General features: G+C 67.1%; 16 protein-coding genes and 1 pseudogene. 10 read left to right on the plus strand and 7 right to left on the minus strand.

Annotated features, from left to right (window positions below):
- Positions 1-56: 56 nt before the first annotated feature.
- The 3 genes from KVS69_RS09475 to KVS69_RS09485 all read left to right on the plus strand — a co-directional run bounded on the left by KVS69_RS09475 (position 57) and on the right by KVS69_RS09485 (position 5,418).
- On the plus strand, positions 57-2,735 hold the full coding sequence (locus KVS69_RS09475; RefSeq protein WP_217537872.1) for a polysaccharide deacetylase family protein: 2,679 nt from the start codon (positions 57-59) through the stop codon (positions 2,733-2,735).
- A 3-nt stretch (positions 2,736-2,738) separates the two neighbouring features.
- On the plus strand, positions 2,739-4,082 hold the full coding sequence (gene mnmE, locus KVS69_RS09480) for a tRNA uridine-5-carboxymethylaminomethyl(34) synthesis GTPase MnmE (RefSeq protein ID WP_217537873.1): 1,344 nt from the start codon (positions 2,739-2,741) through the stop codon (positions 4,080-4,082).
- 298 nt (positions 4,083-4,380) lie between these two features.
- Positions 4,381-5,418, plus strand: coding sequence for a glycerophosphodiester phosphodiesterase (locus tag KVS69_RS09485; protein WP_254622111.1), 1,038 nt, complete (start codon positions 4,381-4,383; stop codon positions 5,416-5,418).
- 152 nt (positions 5,419-5,570) lie between these two features.
- On the opposite strand, the gene KVS69_RS09490 is transcribed toward KVS69_RS09485, so the two are convergent.
- Both KVS69_RS09490 and KVS69_RS09495 read right to left on the minus strand, forming a co-directional pair.
- On the minus strand, positions 5,571-6,350 hold the full coding sequence (locus KVS69_RS09490; protein WP_217537875.1) for a rhomboid family intramembrane serine protease: 780 nt from the start codon (positions 6,348-6,350) through the stop codon (positions 5,571-5,573).
- A gap of 99 nt (positions 6,351-6,449) precedes the next feature.
- Positions 6,450-7,406, minus strand: a complete 957-nt coding sequence (locus KVS69_RS09495; protein WP_184126365.1) for a TerC family protein — start codon at positions 7,404-7,406, stop codon at positions 6,450-6,452.
- 277 nt (positions 7,407-7,683) lie between these two features.
- Between KVS69_RS09495 and KVS69_RS09500 the strand changes: the two genes are divergently transcribed.
- A complete protein-coding gene (locus KVS69_RS09500; protein WP_210132876.1) occupies positions 7,684-8,856 on the plus strand; it encodes a class I SAM-dependent rRNA methyltransferase in 1,173 nt (390 codons plus the stop codon).
- 114 nt (positions 8,857-8,970) lie between these two features.
- Positions 8,971-10,206, plus strand: coding sequence for a membrane dipeptidase (locus KVS69_RS09505; RefSeq protein WP_217537876.1), 1,236 nt, complete (start codon positions 8,971-8,973; stop codon positions 10,204-10,206).
- Positions 10,207-10,251: 45 nt separating this feature from the next.
- Here KVS69_RS09505 and KVS69_RS09510 read toward each other — a convergent pair whose 3' ends face one another.
- The 4 genes and pseudogenes from KVS69_RS09510 to KVS69_RS09525 all read right to left on the minus strand — a co-directional run.
- Positions 10,252-11,682 (minus strand): amino acid permease, encoded by a 1,431-nt coding sequence (locus KVS69_RS09510; RefSeq protein WP_217537877.1) that lies wholly within the window; start codon positions 11,680-11,682, stop codon positions 10,252-10,254.
- Between the two features lie 100 nt (positions 11,683-11,782).
- Positions 11,783-12,154, minus strand: a complete 372-nt coding sequence (locus tag KVS69_RS09515) for a hypothetical protein (RefSeq protein WP_217537878.1) — start codon at positions 12,152-12,154, stop codon at positions 11,783-11,785.
- Between the two features lie 177 nt (positions 12,155-12,331).
- The gene (gene leuE / locus KVS69_RS09520) at positions 12,332-12,958 is read right to left on the minus strand and encodes a leucine efflux protein LeuE (protein ID WP_217537879.1); all 627 of its coding nucleotides are present in this window, start codon (positions 12,956-12,958) and stop codon (positions 12,332-12,334) included.
- A gap of 16 nt (positions 12,959-12,974) precedes the next feature.
- Positions 12,975-13,942: pseudogene (locus tag KVS69_RS09525) on the minus strand (LysR family transcriptional regulator); the annotation flags it as partial.
- Positions 13,943-14,029: 87 nt separating this feature from the next.
- Here KVS69_RS09525 and KVS69_RS09530 point away from each other — a divergent pair.
- Positions 14,030-15,037 carry a zinc-binding alcohol dehydrogenase family protein gene (locus KVS69_RS09530; RefSeq protein WP_217537881.1) on the plus strand — a complete coding sequence of 336 codons (1,008 nt, stop codon included), beginning with the start codon at positions 14,030-14,032 and terminating at the stop codon, positions 15,035-15,037.
- Positions 15,038-15,040: 3 nt separating this feature from the next.
- Here KVS69_RS09530 and KVS69_RS09535 read toward each other — a convergent pair whose 3' ends face one another.
- Positions 15,041-15,661, minus strand: coding sequence for a glutathione S-transferase N-terminal domain-containing protein (locus tag KVS69_RS09535; RefSeq protein WP_068847989.1), 621 nt, complete (start codon positions 15,659-15,661; stop codon positions 15,041-15,043).
- Positions 15,662-15,710: 49 nt separating this feature from the next.
- On the opposite strand from KVS69_RS09535, the gene rmuC reads away from it, so the two are divergent.
- The 4 genes from rmuC to KVS69_RS09560 all read left to right on the plus strand — a co-directional run bounded on the left by rmuC (position 15,711) and on the right by KVS69_RS09560 (position 18,741).
- A complete protein-coding gene (gene rmuC / locus KVS69_RS09540; RefSeq protein WP_095362376.1) occupies positions 15,711-17,174 on the plus strand; it encodes a DNA recombination protein RmuC in 1,464 nt (487 codons plus the stop codon).
- A gap of 58 nt (positions 17,175-17,232) precedes the next feature.
- On the plus strand, positions 17,233-17,610 hold the full coding sequence (locus tag KVS69_RS09545) for a hypothetical protein (protein ID WP_217537882.1): 378 nt from the start codon (positions 17,233-17,235) through the stop codon (positions 17,608-17,610).
- 57 nt (positions 17,611-17,667) lie between these two features.
- The gene (locus KVS69_RS09550) at positions 17,668-18,228 is read left to right on the plus strand and encodes a glutathione peroxidase (protein ID WP_217537883.1); all 561 of its coding nucleotides are present in this window, start codon (positions 17,668-17,670) and stop codon (positions 18,226-18,228) included.
- A 180-nt stretch (positions 18,229-18,408) separates the two neighbouring features.
- A complete protein-coding gene (locus KVS69_RS09560) occupies positions 18,409-18,741 on the plus strand; it encodes a helix-turn-helix domain-containing protein (protein WP_095362372.1) in 333 nt (110 codons plus the stop codon).
- Positions 18,742-18,772 lie beyond the last annotated feature (31 nt).

Raw genomic sequence — 18,772 nt, forward strand, 5'->3', positions numbered from 1 at the left:
TGCCGGCGATACAATCGCCTGCATTCACCCACCCGCAGCACCTCACCGAGCCCCCCATGCCCCGTGCGTCGTCGTTGTTCCGCCTGCCGTCCCTGCTGCTGCTGACCCTGGCCGTTGCCAGCTGCGGAAACAACGATCCCGCCGCCCCGGCAACGCCGACCCCGACACAGCCCAGCGCGCAGGCTGCGGCCTCCGCCGACCCCGCGGCCGCGCCGCTGCTCACCGCCCTGCAGAAGCAGCTCGACGGCCACCGCCGCATCATCGTGCTGCTGGCCGACGAAGCGCAGCAGTCCGCGCGTGACCGTGACACCTCCAGCCGCATCGGCCAGCAGTTGTTCCACGACGGGCTGGACCAGCGCCAGGCCATCGCCACCCAGTTCGATGCGTTGCTGCGCGACGGCAGCCCGCAGCGCTTTGCCACCCTGGGCACGGTGCTGGACTACATCGAATCGGCGCCGGAGCTGTACGACGCCGACCGCCTGGCGTTCCGCGAAGTGCTGCGCGACCTGCACGAGCGCATCGGCACCGATTCCTCGCTGCCGGCGGTGAAGCTGCACCAGCGCGTGGGCGAAGACCTGGACGCGCTCGATGAGATCGAGCGCAACTACAACCAGGAAATCACCAACATCTTCAGCCGCTTCGACCGCACCCGCGCGATCACCCTCAAGCGCGAGAAGTGGGACGACTACCTGGCCCACCTGCACAAGCAATACAGCCGCGAGGCGATCCTGCGCGATTACGGCGTGATCGAGCCTTATCCGATGTCGATGAAGGACAGCGACCGCGAGATCTTCGGCCGCGACCTGCCGCCCAAGACCGTGGTGCTCACCTTCGATGACGGACCGCACAAGGCCTACACCGACGAAGTGGTGGCCATCCTCAAGCGCTACGACGTGCCAGGCGTGTTCTTCGAAGTCGGCCGCAACCTGGGCGAAGTGCATGCCGATGGCAGCGTGAAGCTGGGTCCGATGGCCGGCATCAGCCGCAACCTGATGGAACAGGGCTACGCGGTGGGCAACCACAGCCTGACCCACGCGCAGCTGTCACGCACCACCGGCGAGGCGCTGCGCCAGCAGGTGCTGGTAACCGACACGCTGCTCAAGGACGTGGACAAGCGCCGCGCGCCGCTGTTCCGCTTCCCCTATGGCGCGCGCAACGCCGAAGGCCTGCAGCTGCTCAACGAGGCCGGCCTGAAGTCGATCATGTGGAATATCGATTCGATGGACTGGGCCGACCCGGTGCCCGAATCGATCGTGCAGCGCGTGCTGGGCCAGGTGCAGAAGGAACAGCGCGGGATCATCCTGTTCCACGACATCCACGACCGCGCGGTGAAGGCACTGCCGCAGATCCTGGACCGGCTGATTGCCGAGGGTTACCAGTTCGCCGGCTGGAATGGCCGCGAGTTCACCGTCAGCCGCCCGCGCAGCGCGGCTGCCAGCGAAGCCACCGTGACCACCGGCTACGAGAAGTCGTGGGCGATCGTGATCGGCATCGACGAGTACGCCAAGTGGCCGCGTCTGGAATACGCCAGCCACGATGCGCAGGCCATCGCCGATACGTTGACCGGGCAGTTCAGGTTCCCGTCCTCGCAGGTGATCGTGCTGAAGGACAAACAGGCCACCCGCAACAATATCCTGGCCGCCTTCCACGACCGCCTGGCCGATGACCGCACCGGGCGCAACGACCGCGTGTTCGTGTTCTTCGCCGGCCATGGCGCCACGCGGCGGTTGGCCTCGGGCCGCGACCTGGGCTACATCATCCCGGTGGATTCGGACCCCAACGAATTCGCCACCGATGCCATCGCGATGACCGACATCCAGAACATCGCCGAAAGCATGCAGGCCAAGCACGTGATGTTCGTGATGGATGCCTGCTACAGCGGCCTGGGCCTGACCCGTGGCGGCCCCTCGTCGTCGGCCTTCCTGCGCGAGAACGCCAAGCGCAGCGCGCGGCAGATGCTCACCGCCGGTGGCAGCGACCAGCAGGTGGCCGACAGCGGCCCGAACGGCCATTCGGTGTTCACCTGGGTGCTGCTGCAGGCGCTGGCAGGCAAGGGCGACCTCAATGGTGATGGCCTGATCACCGGCACCGAGCTGGCGGCCTACGTGGCGCCGGCGGTATCGGCGGTGTCGCGGCAGACCCCGGCGTTCGGCAGCCTGCCCGGTTCGCAGGGCGGTGAGTTCGTGTTCCAGGTGCCCGACAGCCAGGAATACCTCACTGCCGATACCCGCCAGCTCTCGGCGGACGCGATCGCGCTCAACAACCGGGTGGATGCCGCGCAGGACGCCAAGCCCGCTGGCGAGGCGCCGGTGACCGTGGCCGACCTGCAGGGCGGCAAGAGCACGCTGGTGGTGCCGGCCGCCGTGCCGACCTCCGACCGCCAGCGCGCGCAGCAGGCCAATGACCGTGGCCTGCAGCTGTACCGCGAGAAGCGCTATGACGAGGCCGTTGCCCAGTTCACCGAAGCGTTGAAGCTGCGCCCGGACTTCGCCCAGGCGGCCAACAACCTCGGCTTCGTCTACTACCGCCAGCAGCGTTACGCTGAAGCGGCACGCTGGCTGGAAAACACGCTGAAGATCGACCCGTCACGCGCGGTAGCCCACCTCAACCTGGGCGATGCCTACTTCCACGTCGGCGACAAGGCCAAGGCCAGGCAGGCCTACACCACCTACCTGGCGCTGCAGCCGCAGGGCAGCGGCGCTGCCCAGGCCCGCGCACAGCTGGAGAAGCTCTGAGCCATGAACGCCGCCACCGACACCATCGTTGCCATCGCCACCGCGCCCGGTGCCGGGGGCGTGGGCATGCTGCGCGTGTCCGGCCCGCAGGCGCTGCGCATCGCCGTGGATCTGGGCTGCCCGCAACTGCAGCCGCGGCACGCGCACTACGCGCGCTTCCGCGATGCCGCCGGCGAAGTGCTGGATGACGGCATCGCCCTGTACTTCCCGAATCCGCGCAGCTTCACCGGCGAAGACGTGGTGGAGCTGCAGGGCCACGGCAGCCCGGTGGTGCTGCAGCAGCTGGTGGGTCGCTGCATCGCGCTCGGCGCGCGACAGGCACGGCCAGGGGAATTCAGCGAGCGCGCCTTCCTTAACGGCAAGCTCGACCTGGCCCAGGCTGAGGCCATCGCCGACCTGATCGCAGCCAGCGATACCCGTGCCGCGCGCGCGGCGCGGCGCTCGCTGGACGGCGTGTTCTCGCGCCGCGTGGAAGATGCCGGCGAGCAGCTGGTGCGCCTGCGCATCCATGTGGAAGCCGCGATCGACTTCGCCGACGAACCGCTGGATACGCTGGGAGGCGATCAGGTTCGGCAGGGCCTGGGCGAAGTGCAGTTGGCGCTGGCGACGCTGCGCGACGACGCCGAACGCGGCCGCCGCCTGCGCGATGGCCTGCACGCCGTGCTGGTCGGCCCGCCCAACGCAGGCAAGAGCTCGCTGCTCAATGCACTGGCTGGCAGCGAACGCGCGATCGTCACCGACATCGCCGGCACCACCCGCGACACCCTGCGCGAGACCATCCGCATTGATGGGTTGGAGCTGACCCTGGTCGACACCGCGGGCCTGCGCGATGGCGGCGATGCCATTGAACGCGAAGGCATGCGGCGTGCGCGCGCGGAGATGCAGCGCACCGACCTGGCCATCATCGTGCTCGACGCGCGCGACCCGCAGGCCGGCCATGCCGCCGTGGCCGATGCCATCGCCGGGGTGCCGCTGCAGTTGTGGATCCACAACAAGAGCGACCTGCTGGAGGCACTGCCGGCCGACATCGATGCCAACGTCGTGCACGTCTCGGCCGCCACCGGCCAGGGCCTCGACCGCCTGCACACACGCCTGCGCGAGCTGGCCAGCGGCAGCGCCGGCGACAGCGTGGAGGGCGAGTTTTCCGCCCGCGCCCGCCACGTGGAAGCGATCGCCCTGGCGATCGGCCGCGCCGAGCGCGCCGAAGCAGAGCTGGTGCATGAACATCTGGAGCTGGCCGCCGAGGAACTGCGGCTGGCGCATGAGGCGCTGGGCGAGATCACCGGCCGGATGAGCGCCGATGACCTGCTGGGGCGGATTTTCTCGAGCTTCTGTATCGGGAAATGACGCGTGGGCGGCGTTTACAAGCATTCGAACGCAGGACGATGGCGTTGACACGCATGGCGTGTCACTACGATGTTTGGTCGCGCGAGCCGGCTGGTCGCCCGATCGCGTAGGGACACGCCATGCGTGTCCGGCAGCGGGACACGCATTCTTTCCGCTGTAACACCGCGCTGGCAGAATGCGCCACGTCTCATCCGGCCCCGCCGCGTCGGCGGGGCGGTACCAACAGGGGTTTGCAGTGTCGAAGTCGTTGTGGGGTTGTGCGTTGCTGTTCTCGCTGGCCGTGGCACCATCGGTGGCCATGAGCGCTGAATCTTCCCCACCCGCGCCGCGCAAGGCGGCGGTGTACGGCCATCGCGGCGCCAGCGCGCTGCTGCCCGAACACACCCTGGCCGCGTACGCGCAGGCCATTGCCGATGGCGCCGACTACATCGAGCCGGACCTGGTGATGACCAAGGACGGCGTGCTGGTCTCGCGGCACGAGAACGAGATCAGTGGCACCACCGATGTGGCCACCCATCCCGAGTTCGCCAGCCGCAGAACGACCAAGACCATCGATGGCGAACGCATCGAAGGCTGGTTCACCGAAGACTTCACCCTGGCCGAGCTGAAGACCCTTTACGCCCGCGAGCGCCTGCCGCAGCTGCGCAGCACTGCCTTCGACGGCCAGTTCCGCATTGCCACGCTGGACGAGATCGTCACCTTCCTGGTCCAGCAGGCCGGTCGCGCCGGGCGCGGGATCGGGCTGGTGCCGGAGATCAAGCACGGCACCTACTTCAAGGGCATCGGCCTGCCGATGGAAGACCTGCTGGTGAAAACCCTCCAGGCCAACCCATATACCCGCGTGGCCCCGGTGACGATCCAGTCGTTCGAGGTGGGCAACCTGCGCTATCTGCGCGCCAAGCTCGGCCGCGACAGCAACATCCGCCTGCTGCAACTGCTGGGCGACCCGAAGCAGCAGCCGGGCGACGTGCTCGCCGCCAAGGGCAGCCAGCGCTATGTCGACATGATCACGCCCGCCGGGCTGGACCAGATCGCCGGCTATGCCGATGGCATTGGACCCAGCCTGCGCATGGTGATTCCGCTGGATGCCGCCGGCCGTCTGGGCACGCCGACCACGCTGGTGCGTGATGCGCATGCCGCCGGCTTGCTGGTGGTGCCGTACACCTTCCGCCCGGAAAACCCGTTCCTGTCCGCCGAGTTCCGCAAGGGCGAGGCCACTGCGCGCAATCCGGAGGGTTCGGTGGCCGAGATGCGGGCCTATCTGGCGACCGGGATCGATGCGTTTTTCACCGATGATCCGGCATTGGGGCGCAAAGCGGTGGATGGCACCCCGTAAAAACGACGCCGCGCAGGTAGGTACCGACCGTTGGTCGGTACGGAGAATGATCGGCACGCAGCGCATCGACCAACGGTATGCCCGCCGTTGGCGGGCACCCTTCGGGCCGTCGCAAGCGACGTTAGGAACGGCATTAAGGTTTCTTGCGACGCCTACCGGGAGGAATCCGAATCCCGCGGGCGGAACGGCAACACGACGAAATCCTGCCCTTCGCGCGGCTGCCACAGCACCGGCACGCGGTGCGGGGAGGGCGGCTCGAGGTCGCTGTCGCGCTGTGCCTCCAGCGCGTCCTCGTCTTCCTCTTCCCAGCTGTAACGCTTGCGCGGGGCCATCGGGTCGGACAGGCGGAACAGCAGCGCGCTGATGATGCCGGCGAAGGCGCCACCCATGTGCGACTGCCAGGACACCCCCGGCTCATGCGGGAGGATGGTGATGAGCATGCTGCCGTAGAACAGGAAGGCGATCAGGCCGGCGGCAATGGCGGGGCGGTCCCGACGCAGCAGGCCCAGCACGAACACCAGGAACATCAGGCCGTGGGTGATGCCGCTGGCGCCCAGGTGGCGGCTGCCGATATCGCCGAGGAGCCAGGCGCCCAGCCCGGAGCCGATCCACAGCAGCGGGAAGGCCCGCAGGGTCGCCTTTGGATAGACGCTGCCTGCCAAAGTGCCAAGAATTAATAGAGCAAAGCTATTGGCGGCCAAGTGCTGGACCGAACCATGCAGCAGCGGCGCACCGAGGATGCCCAGCAGGCCGTCGCTTTCCAGCGGGGCCACAGCCCAGGGGCGCCAATCGAAGTGGCCCTGCGCGGTGAATACCGCCACCAGCACCAGCACGAAGGCCAGGCTCAGGTTGAACGCCCGCACCACGCGGCCGCGGTCGTTGCGGGGAGAGACCGGCGGCTCGCCGGCAGGCAGGGGCAGGTTGGCGTTCATACCCAAAGGGATTGCGTCGCGCCAGCCTGAACACAAGGGCAACGCGACGGGAGACAGAGGTGCCGCCGACGGGACAATCCCGCCGGCGGCAATCAGGGGTTACGCGTCGCCGGTCTTCGGCGGGTTCTTCAGGCTCAGCACCACGGTGGCGGCAATGATCACCGCTACCACGCCCAGCGAGATCGGGGTGGGGATCTTGAAGATGTCGATCAGCATCATCTTGGCGCCGATGAAGGCCAGCACCAGGGCCAGGCCGTACGGCAGCAGGTGGAAGCGATCGGCCATGCCGGCCAGCAGGAAGAACATGGCGCGCAGGCCCAGCACCGCGAACACGTTGGAGGTGAGCACGATGAACGGGTCGGTGGTGATGGCGAAGATCGCCGGGATGCTGTCCACCGCGAAGATCACGTCGGTGACGGCAATCAGGATCAGCACCACGAACAGCGGGGTGTACCAGCGCTTGCCGTCGCGCATGACGCTCATGGCATTGCCGGCGTAATCGGGCAGCAGGCGCAGGTGCTTGCGCATCCAGCGCAGGGCCGGGTTGGTCTCCAGGTCAGGCTCCTGCCCGGCCGAGAACCACATCTTCCAGCCGGTGAAGAGCAGGAACGCACCGAACACGTAGAGCAGCCAATGGAACTTGGTGAGCAGCACGCTGCCGGCGAAGATCATGATCGTACGCAGCACGATCGCACCCAGGATGCCGATGATCAGCACCTTCTGCCGCTGTTCCTCGGGTACCGCGAAGTAACCCATGATCATGAGGAACACGAAGATGTTGTCCACCGCCAGGGCCTTCTCGACCAGGTAACCGGTCAGGAACTCCAGGCCGACCTTGTTTGCCACTACCTGGCCGGCGGTCTCGTTCAGGTAGTACCAGAGGCCACCGTTGAAGGCCAGGGCCAGCACCACCCAGCCGATTGACCACCACAGGGCCTCCTTGAAGGTCACCTTGTGCGGGCCGCCGTGTCGCATCAGTACCAGATCGACCAGCAGCGCGATGATCACCACCGCGCCGAAGCCGCCCCATAACCACAAATTACCGATCGTCTGCATGAGTTTGTCCGTTGAATGAATGAAATGCCTCAAGCCGGACGGCGAGGATCTGCAACGGAGGATCGGAGGGGATCCGGGGACAGAGCTTCGCCATACGGCGAAGGTCTCGCTCGCAGTCCCACCGGGTGGGACTGCCGTTGCACCGGAGCCTGCGGGCTCGAATTGACGGCGACAACGTCTGGGAGCTACTCCCCTTCTGGGGCCGATTCTGCGGGCTGAATGGGTTGGCGTCAAATCGGCGGCCTGCCGGGCCATAGGGCCCGTCTACAATAGGCAGATGAATACCGTCCCCAATCCCGTTGTCCGCCTTAAAAACGCCTGGCGCTCCAGCCACCCGTGGATCTTCCAGAAACTGGTCGAAAAGCCCGCCGTCCGCCCGAAACCCGGCGCCATCGTCGACGTGGTCGGCGTGGATGGGGAGTGGATCGGGCGTGGCTTCTACAACGGTCATTCGCGCATCGCCGTGCGTATCCTCGAGACCGACCAGCGCGTCCCCGTCGATGCCGGCTGGTTCTCGCGGAAGATCGCCCAGGCGGTGTCGCTGCGCCGTGATGTCCTGAAGCTGGACACGATTTCCGATGCCTGGCGCGTGGTGCACAGCGAGGGCGACGGCCTGTCCGGCCTGGTGGTGGACCGCTACGGCGACCTGGTGGTGGTGGAGTTCTTCGCCGCCGGCATGTTCCGCCACCGCGAATGGGTCTACGAGGCGCTGCGCGAGCAGTTCCCAGGCTGCCGCTTCCACAGCTTCGCCGACGAACACGTGCAGAAGCAGGAAAGCTTCGACTTCCACGGCAACACCACCACCGAAGCAGCGGTGATCACCGAGTACGGCGTGAAGTTCCGCGCCGACCCGGCCGGTGCGCACAAGACCGGCTTCTTCGCCGACCAGCGCGAAAACCGCCAGTGGCTGAGCCAGGAAGTGGAAGGCAAGTCGGTGCTGGACCTGTGCTGCAACACCGGTGGCTTTGCGGTGTACGCGGCCGCGCGCGGTGCCTCTGATGTGCTGGGCATCGACATCGACGAAGACGTGATCGCCATCGCCAAGGGCAATGCGCGCCTGAACAACGTGCGCCCACGCTTCGTGCAGTCCGACATCTTCCCGTGGCTGCGCGACGCGGCCAACCGCGGCGAGCAGTTCGACGTGGTGATCCTGGATCCGGCGAAGATGACCCGCGACCGCGACCAGGTGATCACTGCGCTGAAGAAGTACCTGGACATGAACAAGCTGGCGCTGGGCGTGGTCAAGCCGGGTGGCCTGTTCGCCACGTTCTCGTGCACCGGCCTGGTGGCCGAGGACCAGTTCCTGGACATGCTGCGTCGCGCGGCGTTCTACTCCGGGCGCACCATCCAGATCCTGAAGGTCGCCGGCGCCGGCCCGGATCATCCGTTCATGGCCCACGTGCAGGAATCGCGTTACCTCAAGGCCGTGTTCTGCCGCGTCCTCGATTGACCTTCGCGTGCCGACCAACGGTCGGCACCTACCGCGAAGTGGCATGGTAGGTACCGACCGTTGGTCGGTACGCTTTGCTATGGTCTGACGCATTCCCATCCGAAGAGAGGCGTCATGACGTTGCGCAGCCTGTCCCTGCTGGTGTCACTGGCGCTGTGTGCGCCGCTGTCGGCCCACGCCATCGAGTTCAGCGCGCAGGAGCTTGCGCGCGCTGCCACCCTGCAGAAGAAACTGCTTACCCTCGACAGCCATCTGGACACGCCGGCGAACTTCCACCGGGAAGGCTTCGACATCCAGCAGCGACACGACCACAACGCGCTGTCGCAGGTGGATCTACCGCGTATGGTGGACGGCGCGCTGGATGGCGGGTTCTGGGCCATCTACACCGACCAGGGCGACCGCAGCCCGGCCGCACACCAGCACGACCGCGATGCGGGCCTGCTGCGGTTGATGGAAATCCGCGAGATGCTCGCTGCGCATCCGGAGACCTTCGCGCTGGCACTGACCGCCGCCGACGCCGCCCGGATCAAGGCGGCCGGCAAGCGCGTGGTGTACATCAGCATGGAAAACGCCAGCCCGCTGGTCGACGACCCCACGTTGCTCAGCTTCTACCACCAGGCCGGCCTGCGCCTGCTCAGCACGGTGCACTTCGCCAACAACGAGTTTGCCGATTCGGCCACCGACACCAAAGGCGCCGAATGGAAGGGCCTGAGCCCGGCCGGCAAGGCATTGGTGGACGAAGCGGTACGGCTCGGCATCGTGATCGACCAGTCGCATGCCTCCGATGCGGTGTTCGATGACCTGATCCAGCGCATGCCGGTGCCGTTCGTGCTGTCGCACAGTTCGGCCAAGGCAATCTACAACCACCCGCGCAACCTGGACGACGTGCGCCTGAAGCAGCTGGCCAAGGCCGGCGGGGTGATCCAGGTGAATGCCTATGGCGGCTACCTGATCGACACCGGCAAGAACGCGGCGCGAACGCAGGCCGAAGACGCCCTGATGAAGCAGATCGGCGCCGATTACGACGACCTGAGCATGGCCCAGGGCGTGCAGCTGAAGCAGGGCCTGGCCGAGATCGACCAGCGCCTGCCACTGCGCAAGGCAACCCTGGACGACTTCTTCGCCCACTTCGAACACATCCTGGGCGTGGTCGGCCCCGAGCATGTGGGTATCGGGCTGGACTGGGACGGCGGCGGCGGGCTTACCGACCTGCAGGACGTGAGCGATCTACCGAAGATCACCGCCTGGCTGCTGCGCAAGGGCTACACCGAGAAACAGATCGCGGGGATCTGGGGCGGCAACCTGCTGCGTGTGCTGCAGCAGGCGCAGGATCATGCCAACAAAAAATGACCGTTGGGGTGCCGGGCAACGCCCGGCACCCTTACCGTCAAGGCCTCAACGGCCGATCAGCGCATTGCGGCGGCTGTAGAGGAAATAGACGGCCAGGCCGATCACGTTCCAGATCAGGAAGTACAGCTGGGTGCTGCTCGGCAGGCTGATGAACAGGTAGATGCAGCCCAGCGCGGCGGCCGGGCCGATGAACCAGGCGATCGGCGTGCGGAAGGTGCGCTTGGCATCCGGTGCACGCTTGCGCATCACCACCAGGCAGATACCCACGGCAGTGAAGGCCGCCAGCGTGCCGGCATTGGCCAGCGCGGCAATTTCGTCCAGCCGCGCCACGCCGGCCAGGGCCGAGACCACGGCAGCGCTGAACAACGTGGTGGCCACCGGGGTACCGGTGCGCTTGTTCACTGCCGACAGGCCGCGCGGCAGCAGGCCGTCGCGGCCCATGACGAAGAACACGCGGCTCTGGCCGAACAGGAAGGCCAGCAGCACGGTGGGCAGCGCAACGATGGCCACCACACCGATGACCGCCGCCGCCTTGGGCTGGCCCAGTTCACGCATGATCAGGGCCAGCGGTTCGGCGCTGCTGCCAAACACCGCGTAGCTCATCGCGCCAACGGCGGCCAGCGCCACCAGCATGTAGATGATGGTGCAGCCGACCATCGAGCCGATGATGCCGATCGACAGATCACGGCCCGGGTTCTTGGTTTCTTCAGCGGCGGTGGAGATGGCATCGAAGCCGTAGAAGGCGAAGAAGATGATGGCGGCCGCGGCCATCACCCCACGCTCCACGCCATCCGGGCCCAGCGACTTGGCAAAGCCGTGCGGCATGAACGGGTGCAGGTTGGCTGAATCGAACGCGGGCAGCGCCACGGCGACGAACACGCCCAGCGCGATGATCTTCAGCACCACCAGGATCGCATTGAGCGTGGCGCTTTCCTTGGTGCCCAGCATCAGGCCGCCGGCGACCACCCAGGTGATGAGCACCGCGGGCAGGTTGAACACGCCGCCTTCCACGTGCGGGCCGGCCGAGAGCGCCAACGGCAGCCGAAGGTCGATGCCGGTGTTGCCGTGTATCCATTCCAGGAAGCCGACGAAATACCCCGACCACCCCACCGCCACGGTACTCACCACCAGTGAGTACTCCAGGATCAGGCTCCAGCCGACCACCCAGGCGAAGACTTCGCCCAGCGCGGTGTAGCTGTAGGTGTAAGCGCTGCCGGCGGCCGGCATCATGGTGGACAACTCGGCGTAGGACAGCGCCGCGCAGGCGCAGACCGCACCGGCGATGGCGAAGGAGATCAGTACCGCGGGGCCGGCGAGATTGGCACCCACGCCGATCAGCGTGTAGATGCCGGTACCGACGATGGCACCGATGCCCATGGCGATCAGGTGCGGCCAGCTGAGGGTACGAACCAGGCTCCTGCCGGCTTCATGGACGGTGACGGAATCGAGCGGCTTGCGCCGTAGCAGCGATGACATGGAACCTCACAGAGTGACTGGTATCGACAATTTTCCGAGTGTGACCGAACGCGGCGCACCATTACTACTGCTGGACGTCGTGAATCCCTTGACGATCATTTCAAATAGCCCGCCTTGACGAATCTGGCACAACACGGCTGGCCGCGATCAACGGGCCCCAGCGCGCCACATCGTCGGCGCCCTGTGGATAGATCACGCAGGTGTCGTCGGGAAGCTTCTTGCAGCGCAGAACCCCCCGTTCATCGAATACCCGCCAGCCGCAGGCGTCGGCCTCGGCTTCGCAGATGCGCCGGCGCAGCCCCAGCAACAGGCTGGCGGCGCAATCGAAGCGGCAGCCCCGGAGCTCGATGCGATCCAGCGGCTGCAGGTCCGCCACGATCCGCTGGACCGACGGATGGGCCAGGTCGACGCGGTCGGTGCTCAATGCCAGCAGGCGCTCGTCGTGGCCGGCCAGGTGCTGCACGAAGTACATGGGAGTGGTCATCTCGCGGTTGCCTCGCCACGGGTCGGATGCCCGCGATGGCAACGATTTGACACCTGCCGGCGCCTGGGAAGAATTACGCGCTATCGATCGCCGAGGGCAATTTCGATGACGTTGCCTATCGCCGCGCGCCGGCAATGCAGGCGAAACGCCCACCCCGACAAGGGTTCAGCCACTCAGCCCCAGGCGCACGCCAAACCCGATCAGGAAAACCCCCGCGACGCGTTTCAGTACTACCCCCACACGCGGGTGCTGGATGATCCGACGGCGCAACAGGTTGCCCACCCCGATCAGCACCGAGCAGTACGCCAGGCTGAGCACGAAGATCAGCGTGGCCATGGTCGCGAACGTCACCACGCCCTGGTGCCGCGCCGGGTCGATGAACAGCGGCAGGAACGCCATGTAGAAGATGATCGCCTTGGGGTTGAGCAGGCTGATCAGCACCGCCTGGCGGAAGTAGTGCCCCGGCTGCAGCCGGATGCCGCCGGTGTCACCGCTGGCCGGCGCGGGCCGCAGCAGGCCGATGCCCACCCACACCAGATAGGCCGCACCGAGGTACTGCACCGCGTGGAACACCAGCGGGTTGGCCTTGAGCAGGGCCGCCACGCCGGCCACCGCCAGCCACATCAGGATCTGGTCGCCGAGCAGCAGCCCGAACAGCGCGGTATAGCCGCCGCGCACGCCACCGCGCCCGGTGGCGGTGAGCAGGGTGAAGGTGCCCGGCCCGGGCAGCGCCAGGAACACCAGCACGGCGATGACAAAGGTCCACAGGTCCTGGATGCCCATCCACGGCATGGCGGTGACTCGACTTCGGGGGGCCGCCATTGTCGGCTACCCGGCCCGCTGCCGACAGCGCTACGGCGCACGTCCCGGCAGATCGGCCAGCATCTGCTGCAGGCGCTGGGCGCACAACGCATGCAGCTGGCGGATCGCGGGCGAAAACTGTTTGCGGTGCGGGCACACCAGGTTCAACGGCAGGCTGTCGCCTGCGCCCCCCATCAGCACCTGCAGGCGCCCGGCGCGCACATCGTCGGCCACATCCAGCCACGACTTGAACACGATCCCTTCGCCCGCCACCGCCCAGCGCCGCACGACGTCAGCGTCATCGCACACCAGCTGGCCGCGCACCGGTACCACCACGCGCCGCCCGTCCTGTTCGAAACTCCAGCGGTCGTAAGGACGCCCGGCCAGCTGGTAGACCAGGCAGTGGTGGTCCTTGAGTGCGTCCAGCGAGGCCGGCGTACCCTGCCGCTCCAGGTAGGCCGGTGCGGCGCACAGCACGCGCCGGTTGCCCGGCAGCAGCGGCAGCGCCACGTAGCTGGCGGTGTCGAAGCGGCCCAGCCGGAACGCGATATCCACCGGGTCGCGGAACACGTCGGCCACCTGGTCGGACAACAGCAGGCGCAGCTGCAGCTTCGGGTGCGCAGTACGGAACTCGGTCAGCCAGGGCAGCAGCACATTGCGGCCGAGATCAGAGGGCGCGGCCACCTGCAGCACGCCGCGCAGCTCGGCATCTTCGCCGCGCACCCGGGCCTGGCCCTCGTGCAGGGTGTCCAGCAGGTCCTGGGCATACGGTAGATAGAGCACGCCTTCAGCGGTGAGGCGCAGGCTGCGGGTGGAACGCACGAACAGGCGCAGGTCCAGCTCCCGCTCCAGCCGGGCCACGGCGGCGGCTACCTGGCCGGGCAGCAGGTCGGCCTCGCGCGCTGCACTGGAGAAGCTGCCCAGCGCGGCGGTGCGGACGAACAGCTGAAGATCCTCGAAGCGGACCATTTTCATTCCAGGAGTGAAAGTGCTGCTGCATTCTGCGCCTTTCCGGCTGGGGCCGGGCAAGCCAACCTGAGCGCCTCATCCAAGGACCTTCCCATGAAAGCCATCGCCTATACCCAGCACGGCCTGCCCATCACCGACCCGACGGCGCTGGTCGACATCACCCTGCCAGTGCCGACCCCGGGCCCGCGCGACCTGCGCGTGCAGGTGCGCGCGGTGTCGGTGAACCCGGTGGACACCAAGGTCCGCCGTGGCGTGGCCGTCGAGGCCCCGCGCGTGCTGGGCTGGGACGCGGTAGGCATCGTGGACGCGGTGGGCAGCGAGGTGACCCTGTTCCAGCCGGGTGATGCGGTCTTCTACGCCGGCGACATCAACCGGCCGGGCAGCAACGCCGAGTACCAGCTGGTGGACGAGCGCATCGTGGGCCGCAAGCCGACCAGCCTGGACGATGCGGCGGCTGCCGCGCTGCCGCTGACCGCGATCACCGCGTGGGAGCTGTTGTTCGACCGCCTCCGCATCGCCGAAGGTGGTGGCGAAGGCCAAACCCTGCTGGTGATCGGCGCCGCCGGCGGGGTGGGCTCGATCCTGGTCCAGCTGGCGCGCCAGCTGACCCGGCTGACCGTGATCGGCACTGCCTCGCGCCCGGACACCCAGGACTGGGTGTACGCGCTGGGGGCCCACCACGTCATCGACCACAGCCAGCTGCTGACCGAAGGCCTGGTGCGGATCGGGATCGAGAGCGTCACCCACGTGGCCAGCCTCACCCACACCGACCAGCACTACGCGCAGATCGTGGCCGCGCTGGCACCGCAGGGCCAGCTGGCCCTGATCGACGATCCCGGCCAGCTCGATGTGATGGCGCTCAAGCGCAAGAGCCTGTCGCTGCACTGGGAATCGATGTTCACCCGCTCCAGCTTCAGCACGCCCGACCTGCAACAGCAGCACGTGCTGCTCAACCGGGTGGCCGAGCTGGTCGACAGCGGCGTGCTGCGCACCACGCTGGGCGAGAACTACGGCCGCATCGACGCGGCCAACCTGCGCCGCGCGCATGCGCACATCGAAAGCCACCGCGCGGTGGGCAAGGTGGTGCTGGAAGGCTTCTGAGCCTCAGGCCACGCCGTTGTCGCAGTGGCGGGCAAACCCGGGGCGCGGGCCGAGGCGGTGGAACCACGCCGCCACGGCCGGCAGTTCGGGTTTGTCGCCCGGGGTCAGCCGCCAGCGCTGGGTGGAAAGCCCCAGCACGATGTCGGCGAGGGTGAAGTCCTCGCCGGCCACGTAGGCGCCGGTCCCGGCCAGCTGCTGATCCAGGTGCTGCATGAGCCGGTTCCACTGCACCAGGCTGGCCTGCGCGGCGCCATCGTCAGGGTAGGCCGGGTGCTGGCGCACGCGGGCCATGAACACGTGCCGCCAGGCGGTGTTGAGGTCGGTGGCCTGCCAGTCCATCCATTGCTCCACCCGGGCCCGGGACCGCGGGTCGCGCGGCAGCAGGTCGTGGCGGCCGGCTGCCGCGGCCAGGTAGCGGCAGATGCTGTTGGATTCCCACAGCACGAAGTCGCCATCGCGGATCACCGGCACCTGGCCGTTCGGGTTGAGCGGGTGCAGGGCCGCGAGGAAATCCGCATCGTGGCCGTCGGCCCCGAGCTGCCGGTACTGCAGGCCCAGCTCGGCGCACAGCCACTGCACCTTGCGCACGTTGATCGACGTCGACTTTCCCAGAAGATCCAGCATGGAGCGATCCGGCGCAGCGAATGAGACCGGCTCAGCCTACACTTCTTCCATGCAACCTGAATTCCTCATCCTTGGCGGCCTGCTGTGTGCCGTCCTCATCCTGCAGCTGGTGGCCCTGCTGCGGCGTTCCGGCCATGGCGACCTTGAGCAGAGCCTGCGCGAAGAAGCGCGGACCGGCCGCAGTGAACTGCGCGAGCAGCTCGAAGGGCTGGGCCGGCAGCAGGACGCGCGGCTGGAAACCTTCGCGCGCGCGCTGACCGACCTGTCCACCCGCACCGACCAGCGCCTGGACCAGCTGCGCGATGCGCTGGGCGAAGACGCGCGCAAGGCCCGCGAGGACGCCGGCCAGGCCCAGCAGCGCAGCGACGCCCACATGGCCGCGCTGCGCCAGGCCGTGGCCGACGATGCCCGGCTGGGCCGCGAGGAAGCCACGCAGTCGCAGCACCGGTTCGGCGAATCCCTGGGCCTGCGCCTGCAGGAGATGACCCAGCGCAACGAACAGCGCATGGGCGAAATGCGCGCCACGCTGGAGCAGCAGCTGCGGAGCCTGCAGGCCGACAACGCGCAGAAGCTGGACCAGATGCGGGTCACCGTCGACGAAAAACTGCAGACCACGCTGGAAGCGCGGCTGGGTGCGTCATTCCAGCTGGTGTCCGACCGCCTGGAACAGGTGCAGCGTGGGCTGGGCGAAATGCAGCAGCTGGCCACCGGCGTCGGCGACCTCAAGCGCGTGCTGACCAACGTCAAGAACCGCGGCAGCTGGGGCGAAGTGCAGCTGGACAACATCCTCGAGCAGACCCTCACCCAGGAGCAGTACGCACGCGGCGTCAAAGTGCGCCCGGACAGCGGCGAAATGGTGGACATCGCGGTGCGCCTGCCCGGGCGCGGCCACGAGGACACCCCGGTGTGGCTGCCGATCGATTCCAAGTTCCCGCGCGAAGACTACGAGCGCCTGCTCGATGCGCAGGAGCAGGGTGACGCCGATGGCGTACGCGTGCAGGGCGCGCAGCTGGAACGCGCGATCCGGATCCAGGCCAAGTCGATCTGCGACAAGTACATCGTGCCGCCGCACACCACCGATTTCGCGGTGATGTTCCTGCCTACCGAAGGCCTGTACGCCGAGGTGATCCGCCGCCCGGGGCTGGTGGACCTGCTGCAGCGCGAACACCGCGTGGTGGTGGCCGGGCCGACCACGGTGACCGCGCTGCTCAACAGCCTGCAGATGGGCTTCCGCACCCTGGCCATCGAACAGCGCTCGAGTGAAGTGTGGAGCCTGCTGGGCGCGGTGAAGAGCGAGTTCGGCAAGTTCGCCGGCATCCTGGAAAAGGCCGAAAAGCAGATCAGCACGGTCGGCCGCAGCCTGGGCGAGGCCAGCCGCAAGACCCGCACCATCGAACGCCGCCTGCGCGGGGTGGAATCACTCGGCAGCGAGCAGACCGATCTGCTGCTGGGCGATGCCAGCGGCGACGATGACGATACCGGCGTGGATGAGACCACCCTCGCGCAGGACTGACACCTCCTGCCCGCACACTGCACTCCCCGCCTTCATTGTTTCCAAAAGGATTGAACCGATGCGCTTTGGCTTGATGTTGTCCCTGATGTTCGTGCTCGCCGGTTGCAGCACCGCGTCCCACCCGACCGATACCACCGCAACTACGCCCGGCACCGAAGGAGCCGTTGCGGATGCGGCCAGCTGTGCCGCCGCCGGCGGTGAAATGAAGCCGCTCGGCCGCCTGCAGCGGGTGCAGTGCGTGAAGCCGTACGCGGATGCCGGCAAGGCCTGCAGCGCCAAGACCGACTGCACCGGCCAGTGCCTGGCCGACGGCGAAACCGAACTCGTGGCCGGTGCGAAGGCGCGTGGTGTATGCCAGACCGACGTGAGCCAGAACTTCGGCTGCCGCCAGCGCATCGACAACGGCGTGGCCCAGGGCACGATCTGCGTCGATTGATTCCCATTCCCAGGGCACATCTCCGATGTGCCCTTTTCACTTCGCACAGGATTTCCCGTGAGCCAGACCGTCTACGACGTTCCCGTTTCCACCATTGAAGGCCAGGCCAGTTCGCTGGCCGACTACCGCGGCAAGGTGCTGCTGGTGGTCAATGTCGCCTCCAAGTGTGGGCTGACCCCGCAGTACGAAGGCCTGCAGGCACTGTATGCCGACAAGCAGGCTGCCGGCCTGGAAGTGCTGGGCTTCCCGGCCAACAATTTCCTGGCCCAGGAGCCGGGCAGCGACGCTGACATCCAGCAGTTCTGCCAGCTGGAATACAACGTGAGCTTCCCGATGTTCGCCAAGATCAGCGTGGCTGGCGATGACATCCACCCGCTGTACCAGCAGCTGACCCAGGCCCAGCCGGCCGCCACCGGCGAAGGTCCGATGCGCGAGAAGCTGCAGGGTGCGGTCGCCAAGTACCCGGATCTGGTCGTCAACCCGGCCCCCGGCGTGCTGTGGAACTTCGAGAAGTTCCTGGTGGGCCGCGACGGCAAGGTCATCGCCCGCTTCGCCCCCGACGTGCCGGCCGACGACGCGCGCCTGATCGCCGCCATCGACGCCGCACTCGCCGCCTGAGGGGCCTCGCATCTGCGCGCCCATGCGCCCGCAGGTGACCAGATGCTCAGATTTACCATACCACTCAGTGGTATGGTAAACTCATGACGCGAGTATTCAAGACGCGGGTGTTCGTCCGCATGATGCGCAAGCTTGATCTGACCGATGCCGCACTCTGCGCAGCGGTGCAGGAGATCTGTCATGGCAAACAAGAGCCTTAAGGCTGGTACCCGGAGTGCGGTACTCGACGCAGTGCATGACACTGCCCGCGGCCTGCAGGATCACGGCTTCATCGACCAGCGACGGATGCATCAGTACGACGCACTGTGCCTTGAACCTGTACCCGAATACAGCAGTGCGCAGATCCGCGCGCTGCGCGACATGCTGAAGATCAGCCAAGCCGTGCTGGCCGGTGTCCTGAACACCAGCGTTTCCACGGTGCGAAGCTGGGAGCAGGGAGACAAGCGGCCCAGCGGGCCATCGCTGAAGCTGCTGAACCTGATCGACAGGAAGGGCCTTGAAGCAGTGCTGTAATCCGGCAGGTACAAAAAAACCCCGCCGAAGC

This window comes from Stenotrophomonas sp. GbtcB23 (assembly GCF_019091045.1).
In the GTDB taxonomy this organism is placed as follows: Bacteria; Pseudomonadota; Gammaproteobacteria; order Xanthomonadales; family Xanthomonadaceae; genus Stenotrophomonas; species Stenotrophomonas rhizophila_A.

Excerpts from the sequence above, each read along its gene's own strand:
- KVS69_RS09475 (WP_217537872.1), top strand. The coding sequence starts at position 57 with ATGCCCCGTGCGTCGTCGTTGTTCCGCCTGCCGTCCCTGCTGCTGCTG.
- mnmE (WP_217537873.1), top strand. The coding sequence starts at position 2,739 with ATGAACGCCGCCACCGACACCATCGTTGCCATCGCCACCGCGCCCGGT.
- KVS69_RS09485 (WP_254622111.1), top strand. The coding sequence starts at position 4,381 with ATGAGCGCTGAATCTTCCCCACCCGCGCCGCGCAAGGCGGCGGTGTAC.
- KVS69_RS09490 (WP_217537875.1), bottom strand. The coding sequence starts at position 6,350 with ATGAACGCCAACCTGCCCCTGCCTGCCGGCGAGCCGCCGGTCTCTCCC.
- KVS69_RS09495 (WP_184126365.1), bottom strand. The coding sequence starts at position 7,406 with ATGCAGACGATCGGTAATTTGTGGTTATGGGGCGGCTTCGGCGCGGTG.
- KVS69_RS09500 (WP_210132876.1), top strand. The coding sequence starts at position 7,684 with ATGAATACCGTCCCCAATCCCGTTGTCCGCCTTAAAAACGCCTGGCGC.
- KVS69_RS09505 (WP_217537876.1), top strand. The coding sequence starts at position 8,971 with ATGACGTTGCGCAGCCTGTCCCTGCTGGTGTCACTGGCGCTGTGTGCG.
- KVS69_RS09510 (WP_217537877.1), bottom strand. The coding sequence starts at position 11,682 with ATGTCATCGCTGCTACGGCGCAAGCCGCTCGATTCCGTCACCGTCCAT.
- KVS69_RS09515 (WP_217537878.1), bottom strand. The coding sequence starts at position 12,154 with ATGTACTTCGTGCAGCACCTGGCCGGCCACGACGAGCGCCTGCTGGCA.
- leuE (WP_217537879.1), bottom strand. The coding sequence starts at position 12,958 with ATGCCGTGGATGGGCATCCAGGACCTGTGGACCTTTGTCATCGCCGTG.
- KVS69_RS09530 (WP_217537881.1), top strand. The coding sequence starts at position 14,030 with ATGAAAGCCATCGCCTATACCCAGCACGGCCTGCCCATCACCGACCCG.
- KVS69_RS09535 (WP_068847989.1), bottom strand. The coding sequence starts at position 15,661 with ATGCTGGATCTTCTGGGAAAGTCGACGTCGATCAACGTGCGCAAGGTG.
- rmuC (WP_095362376.1), top strand. The coding sequence starts at position 15,711 with ATGCAACCTGAATTCCTCATCCTTGGCGGCCTGCTGTGTGCCGTCCTC.
- KVS69_RS09545 (WP_217537882.1), top strand. The coding sequence starts at position 17,233 with ATGCGCTTTGGCTTGATGTTGTCCCTGATGTTCGTGCTCGCCGGTTGC.
- KVS69_RS09560 (WP_095362372.1), top strand. The coding sequence starts at position 18,409 with ATGGCAAACAAGAGCCTTAAGGCTGGTACCCGGAGTGCGGTACTCGAC.